General features: G+C 39.0%; 15 protein-coding genes. All 15 read right to left on the bottom strand.

The window, feature by feature from the left end:
• Positions 1 to 3: 3 nt before the first annotated feature.
• On the bottom strand, positions 4 to 999 hold the full coding sequence (locus tag CD31_RS09570; protein ID WP_036077163.1) for an ABC transporter ATP-binding protein: 996 nt from the start codon (positions 997 to 999) through the stop codon (positions 4 to 6).
• Between the two features lie 880 nt (positions 1,000 to 1,879).
• Positions 1,880 to 2,509, bottom strand: a complete 630-nt coding sequence (pyrE, locus tag CD31_RS09565; RefSeq protein WP_016994265.1) for an orotate phosphoribosyltransferase — start codon at positions 2,507 to 2,509, stop codon at positions 1,880 to 1,882.
• A gap of 3 nt (positions 2,510 to 2,512) precedes the next feature.
• Positions 2,513 to 3,217 (bottom strand): orotidine-5'-phosphate decarboxylase, encoded by a 705-nt coding sequence (gene pyrF / locus CD31_RS09560; RefSeq protein WP_036077160.1) that lies wholly within the window; start codon positions 3,215 to 3,217, stop codon positions 2,513 to 2,515.
• A complete protein-coding gene (locus CD31_RS09555; protein ID WP_016994261.1) occupies positions 3,217 to 4,128 on the bottom strand; it encodes a dihydroorotate dehydrogenase in 912 nt (303 codons plus the stop codon). Before CD31_RS09555 ends, pyrF begins: the two co-directional genes overlap by 1 nt.
• Positions 4,125 to 4,898, bottom strand: coding sequence for a dihydroorotate dehydrogenase electron transfer subunit (locus tag CD31_RS09550; RefSeq protein WP_036077158.1), 774 nt, complete (start codon positions 4,896 to 4,898; stop codon positions 4,125 to 4,127). The genes CD31_RS09555 and CD31_RS09550 overlap by 4 nt, the downstream gene beginning before the upstream one ends.
• Position 4,899: 1 nt before the next feature.
• Positions 4,900 to 8,097 (bottom strand): carbamoyl-phosphate synthase large subunit, encoded by a 3,198-nt coding sequence (carB, locus tag CD31_RS09545; protein ID WP_036077156.1) that lies wholly within the window; start codon positions 8,095 to 8,097, stop codon positions 4,900 to 4,902.
• Complete coding sequence (carA, locus tag CD31_RS09540; RefSeq protein ID WP_036077154.1) at positions 8,090 to 9,190, bottom strand: glutamine-hydrolyzing carbamoyl-phosphate synthase small subunit; 1,101 nt, start codon at positions 9,188 to 9,190, stop codon at positions 8,090 to 8,092. The genes carB and carA overlap by 8 nt, the downstream gene beginning before the upstream one ends.
• Entirely contained in the window at positions 9,190 to 10,467 is a 1,278-nt protein-coding gene (locus tag CD31_RS09535) for a dihydroorotase (protein WP_036077153.1), read from the bottom strand. Before CD31_RS09535 ends, carA begins: the two co-directional genes overlap by 1 nt.
• Position 10,468: 1 nt before the next feature.
• On the bottom strand, positions 10,469 to 11,347 hold the full coding sequence (locus tag CD31_RS09530) for an aspartate carbamoyltransferase catalytic subunit (RefSeq protein WP_016994252.1): 879 nt from the start codon (positions 11,345 to 11,347) through the stop codon (positions 10,469 to 10,471).
• 194 nt (positions 11,348 to 11,541) lie between these two features.
• On the bottom strand, positions 11,542 to 12,852 hold the full coding sequence (locus CD31_RS09525; protein ID WP_036077150.1) for a uracil-xanthine permease family protein: 1,311 nt from the start codon (positions 12,850 to 12,852) through the stop codon (positions 11,542 to 11,544).
• Between the two features lie 14 nt (positions 12,853 to 12,866).
• On the bottom strand, positions 12,867 to 13,415 hold the full coding sequence (pyrR, locus tag CD31_RS09520) for a bifunctional pyr operon transcriptional regulator/uracil phosphoribosyltransferase PyrR (protein ID WP_016994248.1): 549 nt from the start codon (positions 13,413 to 13,415) through the stop codon (positions 12,867 to 12,869).
• Positions 13,416 to 13,655: 240 nt separating this feature from the next.
• Positions 13,656 to 14,567 carry an RluA family pseudouridine synthase gene (locus tag CD31_RS09515; RefSeq protein WP_036077147.1) on the bottom strand — a complete coding sequence of 304 codons (912 nt, stop codon included), beginning with the start codon at positions 14,565 to 14,567 and terminating at the stop codon, positions 13,656 to 13,658.
• Positions 14,564 to 15,043, bottom strand: coding sequence for a signal peptidase II (lspA, locus tag CD31_RS09510; protein WP_016994245.1), 480 nt, complete (start codon positions 15,041 to 15,043; stop codon positions 14,564 to 14,566). The genes CD31_RS09515 and lspA overlap by 4 nt, the downstream gene beginning before the upstream one ends.
• Before the next feature lie 164 nt (positions 15,044 to 15,207).
• A complete protein-coding gene (locus CD31_RS09505; protein ID WP_016994242.1) occupies positions 15,208 to 16,776 on the bottom strand; it encodes a sodium/solute symporter in 1,569 nt (522 codons plus the stop codon).
• 24 nt (positions 16,777 to 16,800) lie between these two features.
• Entirely contained in the window at positions 16,801 to 17,136 is a 336-nt protein-coding gene (locus CD31_RS09500) for a DUF485 domain-containing protein (RefSeq protein ID WP_036077146.1), read from the bottom strand.
• Positions 17,137 to 17,286 lie beyond the last annotated feature (150 nt).

The following is a 17,286-nucleotide window of genomic DNA, read 5'->3' as shown; positions in this document are numbered from 1 at the left end:
CTGTCAGCTCACACCCTTTCTTGTATCACAACTTTCGTAAAGTAAACATGATACCTCATGTCCCTCGCCTATGAAGGAAAGTTGTGGCGTAACCTTGCTACAGTCAGGCATAGCCGAAGGACATCTATCCACAAAACGGCAACCTATTTGGGGCATATTTTTTAACGAAGGTACAATCCCTTGAATGGTTGTTAACTTTTCAACTTCTTCATCGATTCTTGGTATAGAAGCCATTAATAGCTTTGTATAAGGATGCTGAGGGTTGTGGAACAAATTATCTACATTTGTTCTTTCTACAATTTTCCCTGCATACATGATAATTACTTCATCACACATTTCGGCTACGACACCTAAATCATGTGTAATAAGCACGATGGACATATCATTCTTTGCTTGAATTGTCTTTAATAGATCTAGGATTTGAGCTTGTACCGTCACATCAAGAGCCGTAGTAGGTTCATCTGCAATTAATAGTTTAGGTTGACATGCAATGGCAATGGCAATCATAACCCTTTGTCTCATACCACCAGATAATTGGTGTGGATACTCATCAACAATTTGATCCGCTCTCGGTATGCCAACTTGTTTTAATAAGTCTATTGCTTTACTTTTAGCCTCTGCCTTTGAGATTTTAGAGTGATTTAAGATAATCTCTTGTATTTGTGAACCAATTGTAAAAACGGGATTTAATGATGTCATGGGTTCTTGGAAAATCATACTGATATCTTTTCCTCTAATCTTATTCATGTCATCGCTAGAATAATTTTCGATGTTTTTGCCTTCAAACTTAATTTCTCCGCCTGTAATTTTACCAATCCCTTTTGGAAGAAGCTGCATAACTGAAAGGGACATGACACTTTTTCCACATCCAGATTCCCCAACTACCCCAATAATTTGACCTGATTTGACTGAAAAAGAAACATCATCAACAGCATGATAAATCTCCCCATCTATATCAAAACCAGTTTTAAGGTTTTTCACTTCTAACATTAAGCTCATTTAATATCACACCTTTAATTTTTTTACTAAAAATCACTACATCCTTTATGTAAGCAACAGAAACATATGTCTAAAATGTATTCTTTAAGTAAAAGATGTAAAAAGAAATTAGCTTTTGGATTCCCTCATAAGATCCAATATTCCGAAAAATTAGATCATAAGGTGTTAAACCTATTTCAAAATTATATTAGCTAAAAAAAACATCAAATTTTAAAAAGAACATCTTCCTTACATAAAATTGACCCTATTTTCCAAATGTAATAGTAACTGGATCAGTATATAATATTCTGACAATTAGGCGTAATGCTATTTTATCTGGAAATAATACATTTAATCAAGTGAATTTTTACAATTCTCATAATATTACATACAAAATAATCCATACAACTATACCATTTTAAATTAGATGCTTTAGGTTTTGCCATACTGAACATTTGTTCATTTTTAACTTTATTTGCCTAAAGTATCATTTTTTTATTTTACTAAAATAATAACAACCTACTCAATTGACCTATTCATACTACGTTAAAATTTACTTTTATTTGGAAAACATGATTATAAAAGGATTTTTATTGTTTATTTAATTCATAGAATGATACTAAATTTTCCTAATTATTATTAATGAATAATTTTATTTATTAAAGTGCTAAACAAATAAAGTATTTTATATTACATTAGAAAAATAAATTATTTTTACAATATCTTTAATCTATAGACCATACTTCTCTTAAAAGTTAATAAAGTTTATTTTCCTTTGACTACGATGAAAAACACAAAAAAACAACTATCAACAAAAATATCGATAGTTGTTTCTATGCATTTGCTCTCTTTTATATTCCAGTAACTCTATGTTTTACTACTACTTTTACAAGATTTCTAATTATAGCTCTCCAGCTTTTAATTTTCCATGCCACTCTTTTAAGAATGGGATATCTTCTTCTTTGATAGCCCCTGATTCATTTGCTGCTTCAATGAGATAATCAAAATTTGTTAACGATACGTATTGGATGCCAGCCTCATCAAACGCTTGCTCAGCACGTGGAAGATTATATGTGTAAACACATACAACGCCAAGCACCTCACAGCCTGCTGCACGCAATGCTTCTACTGCTGTAATGGAAGAGCCACCTGTAGAGACGATATCCTCCACAACCACTACTTTTTGTCCTGCTGCGTATTTTCCTTCAATTTGATTGCCACGACCATGCTCCTTCGCTTTCGAGCGTACATAAACCATTGGTAATTCTAAAATATCACTTACCCATGCTGCATGTGGGATACCTGCTGTAGCTGTTCCTGCTACAATTTCTGTCGCACCGAAGTTCTCTTTGATGACAGAGGCTAAACCATTTGCTAATTGTTTTCGAATAACTGGATCGGAAATGGTTAAACGTGTATCACAGTATATAGGTGATTTAATACCAGATGCCCATGTAAATAGCTCTGTAGGATTTAATTCTACAGCCCCAACTTTTAACATAGCGTGTGCAATTTCATTTTGTAATGTCATAATTTATGCCTCCCATAATTCACTTACGATTTTATACGCTGCTACTGGATCCTGTGCACCTGTTACAGCACGGCCAACAACGATGAGTGATGAACCATCACGCTTTGCCCCATCAGGTGTTGCTATACGTTTTTGATCGTGTGCAGCACCGCCAGCTAAACGAATTCCAGGTGTGACACGTAGAAATTCATCTCCACACGCCTCAGCAATCGCCTTAGCCTCATGGACAGAGCAAACAACACCTTGTAAGCCAGCTTCCTTTGTGAGCCCTGCGTAGTGTAGGACAGACTCTTGCAATGAAAGAGCAATTTTTTGCTCTGCTTGCATTTGTTCTTCTGTTGTGGATGTTAATTGAGTAACGGCTATTAGTGCAGGACGTACTTTGCCTAATGGCGTTCCCGCTTCAAGTCCTTCTAGAGCAGCTTCCATCATAGGACGTCCGCCTGCAGCATGGACATTAACTAAATCTACCCCTAATTTTGCTAGACCCTTCATCGCAGAGCCTACTGTATTTGGGATATCATGTAATTTTAAATCAAGGAAAATATCATGACCTAAATCCTTTACTTTGCGTACGATATCAGGTCCTTCTTGCATATATAATTCCATTCCAATTTTCACGAAAAGAGGCTCATCGAACTTTTTAAGAAAATCGAATACTTCTTTTTCTCCTGGAAAATCTAGAGCTAGTATAGGTTTCGTATTCATCAACGATGGCTCCTTCCAATAATCTCTGTTATATGTTCTACACCTAATGCATCCAGCTTTGCTGGTAATTCTTCAATAATGTTCGGACAAACGAAATGGTCAACAAAGTTAGCTGTTCCTACTGCTACAGCTGAAGCACCTGCAGACATAAAATCAATGACATCCTGCGCTTCTGTTACACCGCCCATACCAATTATCGGAATATTGACGGCCTTGTATACCTCATAAACCATTCGTATTGCTACAGGTTTTACAGCAGGACCAGATAGTCCACCTGTGCCATTAGCAATGACTGGCTTACCTGTACGCTCGTCTAATCGCATACCAACCAATGTATTAATCATCGTAATACCATCTGCTCCACCTGCTTCAACAGCTAGGGCAATATCAACGATGTTCGTCACGTTTGGTGATAGCTTCACATAGACTGGCACTTCTGACACAGCCTTTACTGCCTTTACAAGCTCACGGGCTGTAGCAGGATCTGTTCCAAATTGAATACCACCACATTTCACATTAGGGCAAGAAATATTCAGCTCCAGCGCTTTAACATTTGGTGCTGTTGAAATACGGCGTGCTACTTCTACATAATCTGCTGTCTCTGTTCCAGCGACATTGGCGATGATAGGCACATCAAAACCCTCTAAAAATTTTAATTCCTCATTCATCACTTTTTCAATGCCTGGATTTTGTAGACCAATGGCATTTAACATCCCTGCTGCTGTTTCGGCAACACGAGGCGTAGGGTTACCCGCACGCGTTTCGACCGTTGTTGCCTTAATCATGATAGCGCCTAGATTAGACAAATCATAAAGCTGTGCATATTCACGACCAAAGCCAAAGCAACCTGAGGCTGGCATAATAGGGTTTTTTAAATCTAAGCCTGGTATTTGAATTGCTAAACGACTCATAGTGCCACCGTTCCTTTCGGGAAAACTGGACCATCAGAGCAAACTTTAACATAGTCTTTTTCAACTTGATCCGTTGTTTTGCATACACATGCAAAGCAAGCTCCAATCCCACAGCCCATACGTTCTTCAAATGATAAATAGCCCTCTTTTTCAGGGTAATAGCCTTCTAATGCTCTTAACATTGGTAAGGGGCCACAGGAATAAAAAACATCAAATTCAGGAGCACGCGACTCTAAAACCGTTGTTACAAAGCCTTTTGTACCTTTCGAGCCATCCACCGTAACATAATGCGTTTCACCAAGTGCACTAAATTCATCCTCATAAAAGCAGACATCCTCTGTTTGGAAGCCTAGGACATGGATTGTTTTCACACCACGAGCATTCAATTGCTTGGCTAGCTCATATAATGGAGGTACACCAATACCACCACCAACTAATAGCGCCGTGTCTCCTTCCTGAACTGCATCTACTGGAAAGCCATTCCCTATTGGGCCAAGTACATCGACTTGTTGCCCCTCACGATTCGTCGCTAACACTTTCGTACCGCGCCCCTCGGCACGATAAATCATCGTAAATTCATTGTTGTCTTGATCAATATTTGCAATACTAATTGGTCGACGTAAAAGCGGCTCCAGTGAATCCGACACCTTTACATGGACAAACTGGCCAGGAGTCATCTCCTGAACCAGTTCACCATGAAGTGTCAGTTCGAAAATGTTTGTCGCAATTTGCTTTTGAGAGACGACCGTCATTTTCTCTTGACGTATCATATTAGTGTACTACCTCCGCTTTTGGCATTTGTTCTGCTGTAAATGTCATAGATTCGATAACACGTACCATTGCTTCTGCTGTATCTAAAGATGTTAGACAAGGAACACCATTTTCTACAGACTCACGACGAATTCGGAAGCCGTCACGAGCTGGTTGCTTGCCTTTTGTTAATGTATTGACAACAAGCTGAGCTTCCCCATTTTGGATAAGGTCAATCAATGTTTGTCCTTTCGCCCCAATCTTGCCTACTACATCAGTTCGTACGCCTGCTGCTTCAAATGCTTTTGCTGTACCTTCAGTTGCTACAATGCGATAGCCTACTGTTGAGAAGCGTTTTGCTAATGCAATCGCTTCTTCTTTATCTTTATCAGACACAGTGAATAATACTGTACCTTCTGTTCGTATTTCCATACCTGCTGCAACTAAGCCTTTATAAAGAGCTTTTTCTAATGTTGCATCTTTCCCCATTACTTCACCAGTAGATTTCATTTCAGGTCCCAATGTAATGTCTACACGACGTAATTTAGCGAATGAGAACACTGGTACTTTTACAAATACGCCTTTTTGCTCCGCTGCTAAGCCTGTTGGATAGCCTTGCTCTACAATGGATTTGCCAAGGATTGCTTTTGTTGCAATATTAGCCATTGGAATATTTGTAATCTTACTTAGGAACGGTACTGTACGTGATGAACGTGGGTTCACCTCGATGACAAATACTTCGTTTTGTGAAATAACATATTGAATGTTCATTAAGCCGATGATGCCTAGCCCCTTCGCAAGACGAGTTGTATAGTCAACTAATGTATCTTTTTGTGCCTGTGTTAATTTTTGCGGTGGGTAAACAGAGATTGAGTCACCAGAGTGAACTCCTGCACGCTCGATATGCTCCATAATTCCTGGAATTAACACATTCTCACCGTCACAGATAGCATCTACTTCAATTTCCTGACCTGTTAAGTAACGGTCTACTAAAACTGGATGATCTGGAGATGCCTCTACCGCATTTTCCATATAGTGCTGTAATTCTTCTTGGTTATAAACAATTTCCATTGCACGTCCACCAAGTACATATGAAGGGCGAACAAGCACTGGGAAGCCTAGACGCTCACCAATGGCAAGAGCTTCCTCTGTAGAAACCGCTGTTTCTCCTTGAGGTTGTGGAATATCTAATTCACGTAGCGCCTGCTCAAATTTATCTCGGTTTTCTGCACGGTCAATATCCTCAAGAGATGTACCTAGGATTTTCACGCCATTAGCAGCTAATTTATCAGCAAGGTTGATAGCCGTTTGACCACCAAATTGAACAACAACACCAATTGGTTGTTCTAAGTCGATAATATGCATAACGTCCTCAATTGTTAATGGTTCAAAGTATAACTTATCGGAAATTGAGAAGTCTGTTGACACCGTTTCTGGATTTGAGTTGATGATGATTGCTTCATAACCCGCTTCTTGAATCGCCCATACTGAGTGTACAGTGGCATAGTCAAATTCTACCCCTTGCCCGATACGGATTGGACCTGAACCAAGTACCACAACAGAAGGTTTTTCTGACTTAATCGATTCATTTTCGTCTTCATATGTGCCATAGAAATATGGTGTTTCTGATTCAAATTCTGCTGCACATGTATCCACCATTTTATAGACTGGCATAATACCATGCTCTTTACGATAAGTATATAGTTCTTCTGGTGTTGTTTCCCAAAGCTCAGCAATTTTCTTATCTGCAAAGCCTAAACGTTTAGCTGTTCGTAGTATGTCTTTGTCATTCTTATTGTCTGCAAGCGTTTGTTCCATATCCACAATATTTTTAAATTTATTTAAGAAGAATAGATCGATTGCTGACCATTCATGAATTTGTTCAATTGTTACACCTCGACGTAAAGCTTCACCGATGAAGAATAGACGTTCATCCCCAGCCTTGCGAATACGTTTTTCAATCCAAGAATCTGAATTTTCCTCAGCATGTTTTAACTCTAAATGTACTTGACCTGTCTCAAGAGAACGAACCGCTTTTAGCATAGCTTCCTCAAAAGTACGACCTAACGCCATTACTTCACCAGTCGCTTTCATTTGCGTACCAAGATTACGTTTAGCAGATTCGAATTTATCGAATGGCCAGCGAGGAATTTTTGCTACGATATAGTCCAGTGCAGGCTCAAAACAAGCATATGTTGAGCCTGTTACAGGGTTCTTAATTTCATCTAACGTTAAGCCTACTGCAATTTTAGCGGCTAGCTTAGCAATTGGATAACCTGTTGCTTTTGATGCTAATGCAGATGAACGAGAGACACGTGGATTTACTTCAATCACATAGTAATTAAAGCTATATGGATCAAGTGCAAGCTGTACATTACAGCCACCTTCAATTTTTAATGCGCGAATAATATCGAGTGAAATATTACGTAGCATTTGGTTTTCGCGATCAGATAGTGTTTGCGTTGGTGCAACAACGATTGAGTCACCTGTATGAATCCCTACTGGGTCAACGTTTTCCATGTTACATACAACGATGGCATTGTCAGCTGCATCACGCATTACTTCGTATTCAATCTCTTTATAGCCTGCGATTGATTTCTCTAATAGACATTGCGTTACAGGTGAATATTTTAAACCCGATGTCACAATCTCTTCTAAGTCTTGATCGTTGTAGCAAATACCGCCCCCTGTACCGCCAAGTGTAAAGGCAGGTCGAACAATAACAGGATAGCCAATTTTCGCAACAAATCTTTTTGCTTCATCTAAGTTATGAATAATATCAGATTCAGGAACTGGAGCTCCTAGCTCATACATTAGATTACGGAATAAATCACGGTCCTCTGCTTTATGGATGGCATCTAATTTAGTACCAAGAATTTCAATCCCAAGCTCATCTAGAATACCTGATTTGTCTAATTCGATCGCCATATTTAGGCCCGTTTGACCACCAAGTGTTGGTAAAATCGCGTCTGGGCGTTCTTTACGTAATATACGTGATACAAAATCAAGAGAAATTGGCTCAATATAGACTTTGTCTGCAATTTCTGTATCTGTCATGATTGTAGCAGGGTTTGAATTGATTAAAATAACGCGGTAGCCCTCTTCTTTTAATGAAAGACATGCTTGTGTTCCTGCATAGTCAAATTCTGCTGCTTGTCCGATAACAATTGGGCCTGAGCCGATTACTAAAATAGTTTCAATATCTGTACGTTTAGGCATGTTGTTTCCCCTTCCCTGCTTCTACTTCCATCATTTCGATGAATTCATCAAATAAGTGGTTTGAATCTTCTGGACCTGGTGATGCTTCTGGGTGATATTGCACTGTGAAAATTGGATATTTTTTATGACGCACACCTTCACATGTTCCATCATTTAACGCGATATGTGTTAATTCTAAATCAGTATCTTTCAATGATTCGATATCGATGGCATAGCCATGGTTCTGAGATGTTAAATCTGTACGACCTGTGCGTAAATCTTTTACTGGATGGTTACCACCACGGTGTCCAAACGGTAATTTAAAGGCTTTCGCACCACTTGCTAAAGAAAAGATTTGATGGCCTAAACAAATACCGAACATTGGCACTTTCCCAATTAAGTTACGTACTGTTTCAATGCCTTCCTGAACATCTTCAGGATTTCCTGGTCCATTCGACAGCATGATGCCATCTGGATGCCAAGCTAAAATTTCCTTAGCTGACGTATTATAAGGTACTACTAGCACATCACAATCACGTTTGTTTAATTCACGTAAAATCCCATGCTTCATACCATAATCTATTAGGACAACTCGTTTACCACGTCCTGGAGATGGGTAGGCCGCTTTTGGTGATACTTCACGAACATGGTGCGTAATGGCTGGCGTTGCTTGTAATTGTGCCACAATTTCATCCACATTTACTTCTTCATCAGCAGCTGTCAAAATCGCTTTTACGGAACCTTTACTACGAATAATACGTGTTAATTTTCGTGTATCAATCCCTTCAATTCCTGGGATATCCTTTGATGTCAAATAATCATCTAAAGTTAAATCACAGCGGAAATTTGAAGGATTTTTAGCTAATTCACGCACAACAAATCCACGAATGGCTGGCGTAATCGATTCAAAGTCATCACGGTTAATGCCGTAATTACCAACTAAAGGATAAGTTAAAGTGACAATTTGTCCATAGAATGAAGGATCTGAAATTGTTTCCTGATAACCTGTCATCCCTGTTGTGAATACAACCTCACCTTGTGAAGCGCGCTCGCTACCAAATGCTGTACCTGTAAATACTGTGCCATCTTCTAAAACTAGTAAACGTTTTTTCATTACTCTGCCTCCTGATATACGATATTGCCTTCAAAAATCGTTAGTACTGGCCAACCCTTTGCCACCCAGCCATTGAATGGTGTATTACGACCTTTTGATACAAAGCCTTCTGCATCAATTGTTTGTTCTTTTTGAATATCAATTAAAATCATATCAGCTGAAGCACCCACTTCTAATGTGCCATATGGCAGATCAAAAATCTCAGCTGCTTTCACTGTCATCCAATCAACTAATTGTTTTAACGTCCACTTTCCTGTTTCTACAAACTGTGTATAAAGTAGTGGGAAAGCTGTTTCGAAACCTACAATACCAAATGGTGCGCCAACCATACCGCAGCATTTTTCTTCTACTGTGTGTGGCGCATGATCTGTTGCAATGCAGTCGATTGTGCCATCAAGTAGTGCTGCATGTAGAGAATCTTTATCATCCGCTGCGCGTAATGGTGGATTCATTTTCCAATTCGCATCATCAGATGGAATATCCATCTCTTCTAGTAATAAATGATGTGGACAAACTTCTGCTGTGACACGGATTCCTGCAGCCTTTGCATCTCTTACCGCACGCACAGATTCTTTCGTCGATACGTGACAAACATGGTAACGAGCGCCTGCTGCTTCTGCAAGTAGTACATCTCGAGCAATTTGTACGGATTCACAAATGGAAGGTATTCCTGGAAGGCCAAGCTCTTTATTACGCTTTCCTTCGTGCATCACACCATCATAGATTAATGAGTTGTCCTCGCAATGTGCTACAACGACCATATCGTGCTGGGCTGCATCTTTCATTTGCTCATACATCGTAGAGGCTAGCTGAATGCCAACACCATCATCTGAGAATGCTACTGCTCCATGTGCTTTTAATTCTTCGATATTTGTTCGAACCTCACCCGATATATCCTTTGTTAGGGAACCATATGGGAGTACTCGAATAACAGCGCTGTCCTTAATGAGCCCATTGATGAGCTGCATGTTTTCAACTGAATCAGGTACTGGCTTTGTATTAGGCATTGCGCAAATTGTTGTAAAGCCACCTTTTGCTGCTGATGCCGAACCTGTTGCAATGGTTTCCTTATGCTCAAATCCTGGCTCTCGTAAATGTGTATGAACATCGATAAAGCCTGGTGCCACGATTAAACCATGTCCTTCAATCAGTTCTGCACCTGCTACAGTTACATCCTGACCAATAGCCGTAATCTTTCCGTCTGCCATTGCAATATTGACTGTCTTCAATTCACCTTGTTCATCTAGCATTTGTACATTTTGAAGTACCTTTGTCATGTTATTCTCTCCCCTTTAAAATGGTTTCCATAATAGCCATCCGTGTGTAAACACCGTTCCGCACTTGTTCAAAAATTCGAGAGCGATCACACTCGACTAACTCAGAAGCAATTTCGACATCACGATTGACGGGTGCTGGATGCATGATAATGGCTGATTCTTTCATTTGCTTTTCTCGTTCAATTGTTAAACCAAACTCTTGATGGTAACCTTCCTTTGAGAAGCTTTTATTTACCTTATGACGTTCATGTTGCACACGTAGTAACATAATGACATCACTTATTTCGATCAGATTATCCCATGAATGGTGCGCTTCAAAACCGCCAGACCATTCTTCCGGACAAAGGAAATGAACATTTGCCCCTAAATTTTGTAATGCTGTTGCATTTGATTTCGCTACTCGACTATGTGAGATATCTCCAGCAATTGTGACATTCAACCCCTCGAAATAGCCAAACTCTTTTTTGATGGTATAAAGATCCAATAAGGATTGTGAAGGGTGCTGTCCAGCACCGTCCCCTGCATTAATAATCGCTACATTAATACCATCCAGCAGCTCATTGTAATACTCATCTTCTGACGCTCGAATGATGACAGCATCTAAACCAATCATTTCTAACGTTTTGACAGTATCGTACATCGTTTCCCCTTTCGTAACACTCGAAAACCCTGCATCAAAAGGAATAACATGACAGCCAATTTTGTATTCTGCCATTTCAAAGCTTGTTTTTGTACGAGTACTTGGTTCAAAGAATAGATTGGCAACTTTGTATGTTCGAGATAACGATGATGTTTCACCATTTTCAAATGCTTGCGCAAGATCTAGGATTTGGTTAATCTCTTCTGTTGTTAAATGTTCCATCGATAATAAGTTCTTCATCATGTGACCTCCATTAGGTTGTGAATCGTGAACGTCTATGTATGACGTCCTCTGTATATAAAGTAAAAGCCTCGTTGATGTCATCAACGAGGCATGAGGAGGCGTGACAAACTACAGCAAGACATACATCCTACTTCAGCCTGTCCACAACTTCCCTTTTTTTGCCTCTCTGGACAATTCATTAAAAGGTACTACTATGAATCTTTATTTTGATTGTATTGTACGGGTATATCAGCTTCTTTTTTACCTGGTAGAATCGCATTTAATAGCACACCGATAATCGCTGCTAGTGCCATTCCTTCCACACTCAATGATTCTGAGATTACAAACTTGGCACCACCAATACCAATGACTAAAATTACTGAAGCAATTACTAGGTTACGACTGTTACCAAAATCAATATGATTATCTACTAGCATACGTAAGCCACTTGCTGCGATAATTCCGAAGAGTAAGATGGAAACTCCACCAAGTACTGCGGTTGGAATCGTTGCAATTACGGCCATTGCTTTCCCGAAGAATGATAGTAAGATAGCAACCACTGCTGCCCCTGCAATAACATAGATACTGTATACTCGAGTAATGGCTAGTACACCAATATTTTCACCATACGTTGTTTTCGGAGGACCTCCGATTAAAGCACTCACAAATGTACCAAGCCCGTCACCTAGTAGCGAACGGTGTAGTCCTGGCTCTTTAATATAATCCCGATCTACTACTTTTCCTAATACTAGTTGATGACCAATATGTTCCGAAATTGTTACAATTACGATTGGCACCATGATAAGTAGAATTTTTGTTGTTATTTCAAACTCATAATGCACACCTGGTAGTAAGAAATCAGGCATTGCGAAGAATTTTGCTTTAGCAATCGGTGTATAGTCTACTATGTCGATCATCATGGAGTAAATGTATCCTACAATTAGACCCATCAAAATTGGCATAGTGCTTAAAATTCCTTTAAAGAAAATCGTAAAGATGATAGCTGTAAAGACCGTCACTAAAGCAGCTGAGAAGTGTAAAAAGCTATACTCTCCATTGACATTCATCGCCATATTCACAGCCGTACCAGAAAGTCCAAGCCCAATTACCATAATTACTGGGCCTACCACAATCGGTGGCAAGATTTTCATAATCCACTTATAACCACTTTTCCAAATAATTAAGGATACAATTCCGTACGTAATGCCGACAGCCATGGCACCGATCATGGCATTGCCTGGGTTTACACTTGAACCGTCTTCATTTAAACCACCTGCAGCAAGTAAAATTGGTGCAATAAAGGCGAAAGATGATCCTAAATAAGCGGGTACCTGAAATTTCGTAATTAATAGGAAGAATAATGTAGCAATTCCGCTTGTTAAAAGGGCAATCGCTGGACTAAGACCTACTAACTGTGGTACTAAAATCGTTGAACCAAACATCGCAAACATATGCTGGAAACTTAATGTCACAAGCTGGAGCGGGGTCGGTTTATCCTTAATATCTAAAACTGCATTTGACATACTGTTTCCTCACTTTATTGTTCGTCTTCTTTGTAAATAATGACGCAATCATCTCCGTCAACTTCCTGTAAATTGACAACAATGCGCTCAGAGCCAGAAGTTGGAACGTTTTTCCCTACATAGTCGGCTCTAATTGGTAGCTCTCGATGTCCTCTATCCACTAGAACAGCTAGCTGAATTTGTGCAGGTCTTCCTAAATCCATTACCGCATCTAAAGCCGCACGTACTGTTCGACCTGTATAAAGTACATCATCCACTAAGATGATCTTTTGATTTTTCACTTGATACTCGATATCAACTTGTTCTACATGTGCTTGTTCGTTTTCATGTTTTGTTGTTAAATCATCTCGGTAAAGTGTAATATCAAGTTCCCCTGTACGAATTGGTTTACCTTCTATTTTTTCAATTCGCTGTGCTAAACGTCTGGCTAGAAAGGCACCTCTTGTTTTAATGCCAACTAAAATACATTCATCGATTCCTTTATTACGTTCAATAATTTCATGGGCAATACGTGTTAATGCTCGTGTCATTGATGGGCCATCTAATAATTCATTTTGTGCCATATTCTTATCCTCCTCTCTTCAATCTAGTGTTGGCCATGTGTCCATAAAAAAACCTCTCGAGGCGAATAGCCTGAGAGGGTTGTATACGTGTCGAAAAAGCATGTTGGAAAAATTTGCAGCACAAATTTCCACAACACTATCACATGTCCCTTCTCAGCCTCTCTGGACTGCCATTAAAGGTGAATATTTAGTTAGGTTGTTCATTCACTGTCGTTAGTATAGACTTTCTTTTCGTATACGTCAATGCCTATTTCGTAAATCATTTAATAATTGTTCATAATCAGCAGGAAGTGGTGTTTCAAACTCCAAATATTCTCCAGATGAAGGATGATCGAATCCTAAAGTCGCTGCATGTAAAACTTGTCCACCAAAGTCGATTGTCTTTTTCGGACCATATTTTGGATCTCCAACAAGTGGGAAACCAATATAATTCATATGCACACGAATTTGGTGTGTACGTCCCGTTTCTAAACGGCATTCCACTAGCGTATAGTCACCAAAACGTTCAACAACTTGGAAGTGTGTGACAGCATGTTTACCATTATCAACGACTGCCTGTTTTTGGCGATCTTTTTGATCACGTCCAATTGGCGCATCAATTGTCCCCTTATCATGTGCAATATGCCCGTGGACAAGAGCAATATATTTACGAGTAACTGTTTTATTCACTAATTGATTGACTAATGATTCATGAGCCATATCGTTTTTAGCAACCATCAATAAGCCCGATGTATCTTTGTCGATACGATGGACAATTCCTGGTCGTAGTACACCATTAATCCCTGATAAGTCTTTACAATGATACATTAACCCATTTACTAGTGTACCTCCCATATGGCCCGGTGCTGGATGTACCACCATACCCTTTGGTTTATTCACAACAAGAACATCTGCATCCTCATAAACAATATCTAAAGCTAAATTTTCTGGGACAACATCCAATTCTTCCACTTCTGGTACATCAATAGCGATGATGTCACCAGCTTTCACCTTATATTTTGCCTTTACAGCATCACCGTTTACTTTAATGACTCCCTCACTAATCCAGTTCCCAATTTGCGTGCGTGACCACTCAGATTGTATGCTGGAAAGTGCTTTATCAATGCGCTCTCCTTGCTGCTGTTCTTCGATTGTATATGTTACTTGCGTCATTGTTTCACCTGTTTCTTCTCTTTTTTATCTTCCATAATTAAGCCAATCATCAGCACAACTACCGCTATTGTTAATGCAGCATCCGCTACATTAAAAATAGGGAAATCATAATTAATAATTGGAATTAATACATCTACAAAATCGACCACTTCTCCTCTAAATAGACGGTCAATAAAGTTTCCTACTGCACCACCAAGCAAGAGCATTAAGCCGACTTGAAAAACAGGCTTTCCCTTTGCTTCTTTATGATAAAAATAGATAATCGCACAGATAACAGCAACTGTAACAATACTAAACAGCCACATTTGCCCCTCTAACATCCCCCATGCTGCTCCTCTATTTCGATGAGACAAAATACCAAACCATGGGTCCCATACAGCAATGCGTTCAGCATATTCCATATTTTTCACAATTAGCCATTTTGTCCATTGATCCAATAAAACGACAAAAGCGGCTAATCCATAATATTTATACACAGACATTCCTCCGTTCACTCAACATCTTACCTATTCTACCATAACAGTACCATTCACAATAACTAATATCACATCTAAATATGGCTGATTCTAAATCTCTTCAAGAAATATAAAAAGGCTATCCCTATTACGTTTAAGCAATAGAAATAGCCATAACTTATTGGTTAGACAGTTTCAGATTCTTTTGAATGTACTCGCTTCATGAAGTCATTTACATCAGCAGGTACTTTACGATCTATTAATGACACAATAATAACAGATAAGAAGCCCACAGGCACAGTCACAATACCTGGAATTTTAAACTGCAAGAAGCTTGGTAACGTTCCTGGTAAAAAGATCATCCACATCGACACACCAAGTCCTATTAATAATCCAGCAATGGCTCCCTTCTCTGTCATGCCTCTCCACCAAATACCTAAAATAAATATTGGTGTAAATGTACTTGCAGCGACAGTAAAGGCAAGCGCCACTAAATGACCAATGGATGCATCTTTTACAAGTAAGCCCAATGCTCCATATAAAATACCTAATAATACAATAGCCACTTTCCCAGCAATCACTCGTTGCTTTTGTGTAATATCCTTTTTCATGATATTGGCATATAAATCATGAGCTAGTGCACCTGAGCTTGTAATAAACAACCCTGAAAGATTGGAGAAGATCGCTGCAAATGCTCCTGCTATAACTAATCCTAGTAGCCATTTGCCCCCTAGTGCAAGGGCTGTAGTAGGAATAACCATATTATTACCACCTAGCACTAAATCACGCATAACTTCCTCACTAGCTGTTCCAGAAATGAAAATAGATCGACCTACAACACCTAAATAAACAGCTAATAAGAAGAATGCACTTGCAATCCCAATGGCCATGAGTGCAGATTTACGTGCTGCTTTAGCACTTGGATTTGTATAAAAGCGCAATAATATATGAGGAAGTCCAATTGTACCTAGCGCTAATCCAATCGTCATACTAATGGTTTGCCAGAACGTCGGGAAATAGAAGCCCGTGCCTGTCCAAGCAGCACCATCAAAATTTATTTCATTGCCATCTAAGGCATACGGTGAAGTGCCTGTGATCGGACCACTAAATGAATGGATGGCTGCTAAAATTTTATCGTAATGCAAACCACCATAAACCGCTGCAATTAACATCACGATAAACGCACCAAGACGAATCCACAACTCTAATGCTTGGTTGATGGTTGTGCCTTTCATACCTCCAATACCTACATAAAAAATCATTACCACACAAGTAAAAATAATGCCAAATTCATAAGAAGTACCAAAAAACATACTTAAAATTTGTGCAGCACCTAATAATTGGGGAGCTGCATAAAAACCAGAAATAGCTAAAACCACTGCCACTGCTACAAGCCGTGCTCGTCTACTGTGAAAACGATAGCCTAAAAAATCTGCAACAGTAAACGCACCAAAGCGTCTTAAAGGACCCGCCACAAAAATCGCTAATAATGTTAACCCAATGGAGAAGCAAAAAGCATAATAAGCACCATCATATCCAAGTTGAAATGTTAAACCTGCGATGCCCAGGAATGTTGCTGCACTTAAGTAATCCCCACCGATAGCAGAACCATTTGTAAACCATCCGAAGCTTCGGCCTCCTACAAAGAAATCCGATGCTGTTGCATTTCTTTTTGTTAAATACGTAATGTATACAATTGTTCCCATTAAAGCAATGGTCATTAACATCTTTGGTTCTAATAGAGCTTCCATCATTCAACATTTCCCCCTTCGTACCAACTACTTATTTGCTATATCGTATTTTTTTAGACGTTTCTCGTACATGGCTGTGTGAACATATGCAATAATAAATGCCATAGCCATCATTACAATCGTTGTCACAAACCATGTGACTGTCATACCACCCCAGATCTTCTTAAATGCAAATGCTGGCGCAAACCAATTCATAACAGGGATACTAAAAATCAATATAAAATAAAATATCGTTAAACCTAAACCTGTAGTAAATTCATCTTTCATAATTTTGTTTGTTGTCGCATCTAAAGGTGGTAGATCTCTCACATCAATTGTTCCTGCTTCTACATAGTCATAATCATGACTGCCTACTTCCGCCATCAGCAAACTCCCCCTTTTCTGATAAGTGAATAATTGTCTGAAATTTCAAATTATTATTCACTACAATTATTCTATTCTATTTCAACTTCAATATAGATATAAAATATTGCTGTATTAGTACAAAAAATTGCTATTTTAAGTTAAAATATT

This window comes from Lysinibacillus boronitolerans JCM 21713 = 10a = NBRC 103108, from assembly GCF_000772935.1.
GTDB classification, from domain to species: Bacteria; Bacillota; Bacilli; order Bacillales_A; family Planococcaceae; genus Lysinibacillus; species Lysinibacillus boronitolerans.
This window is presented reverse-complemented; position numbering and strand designations above follow the sequence as displayed.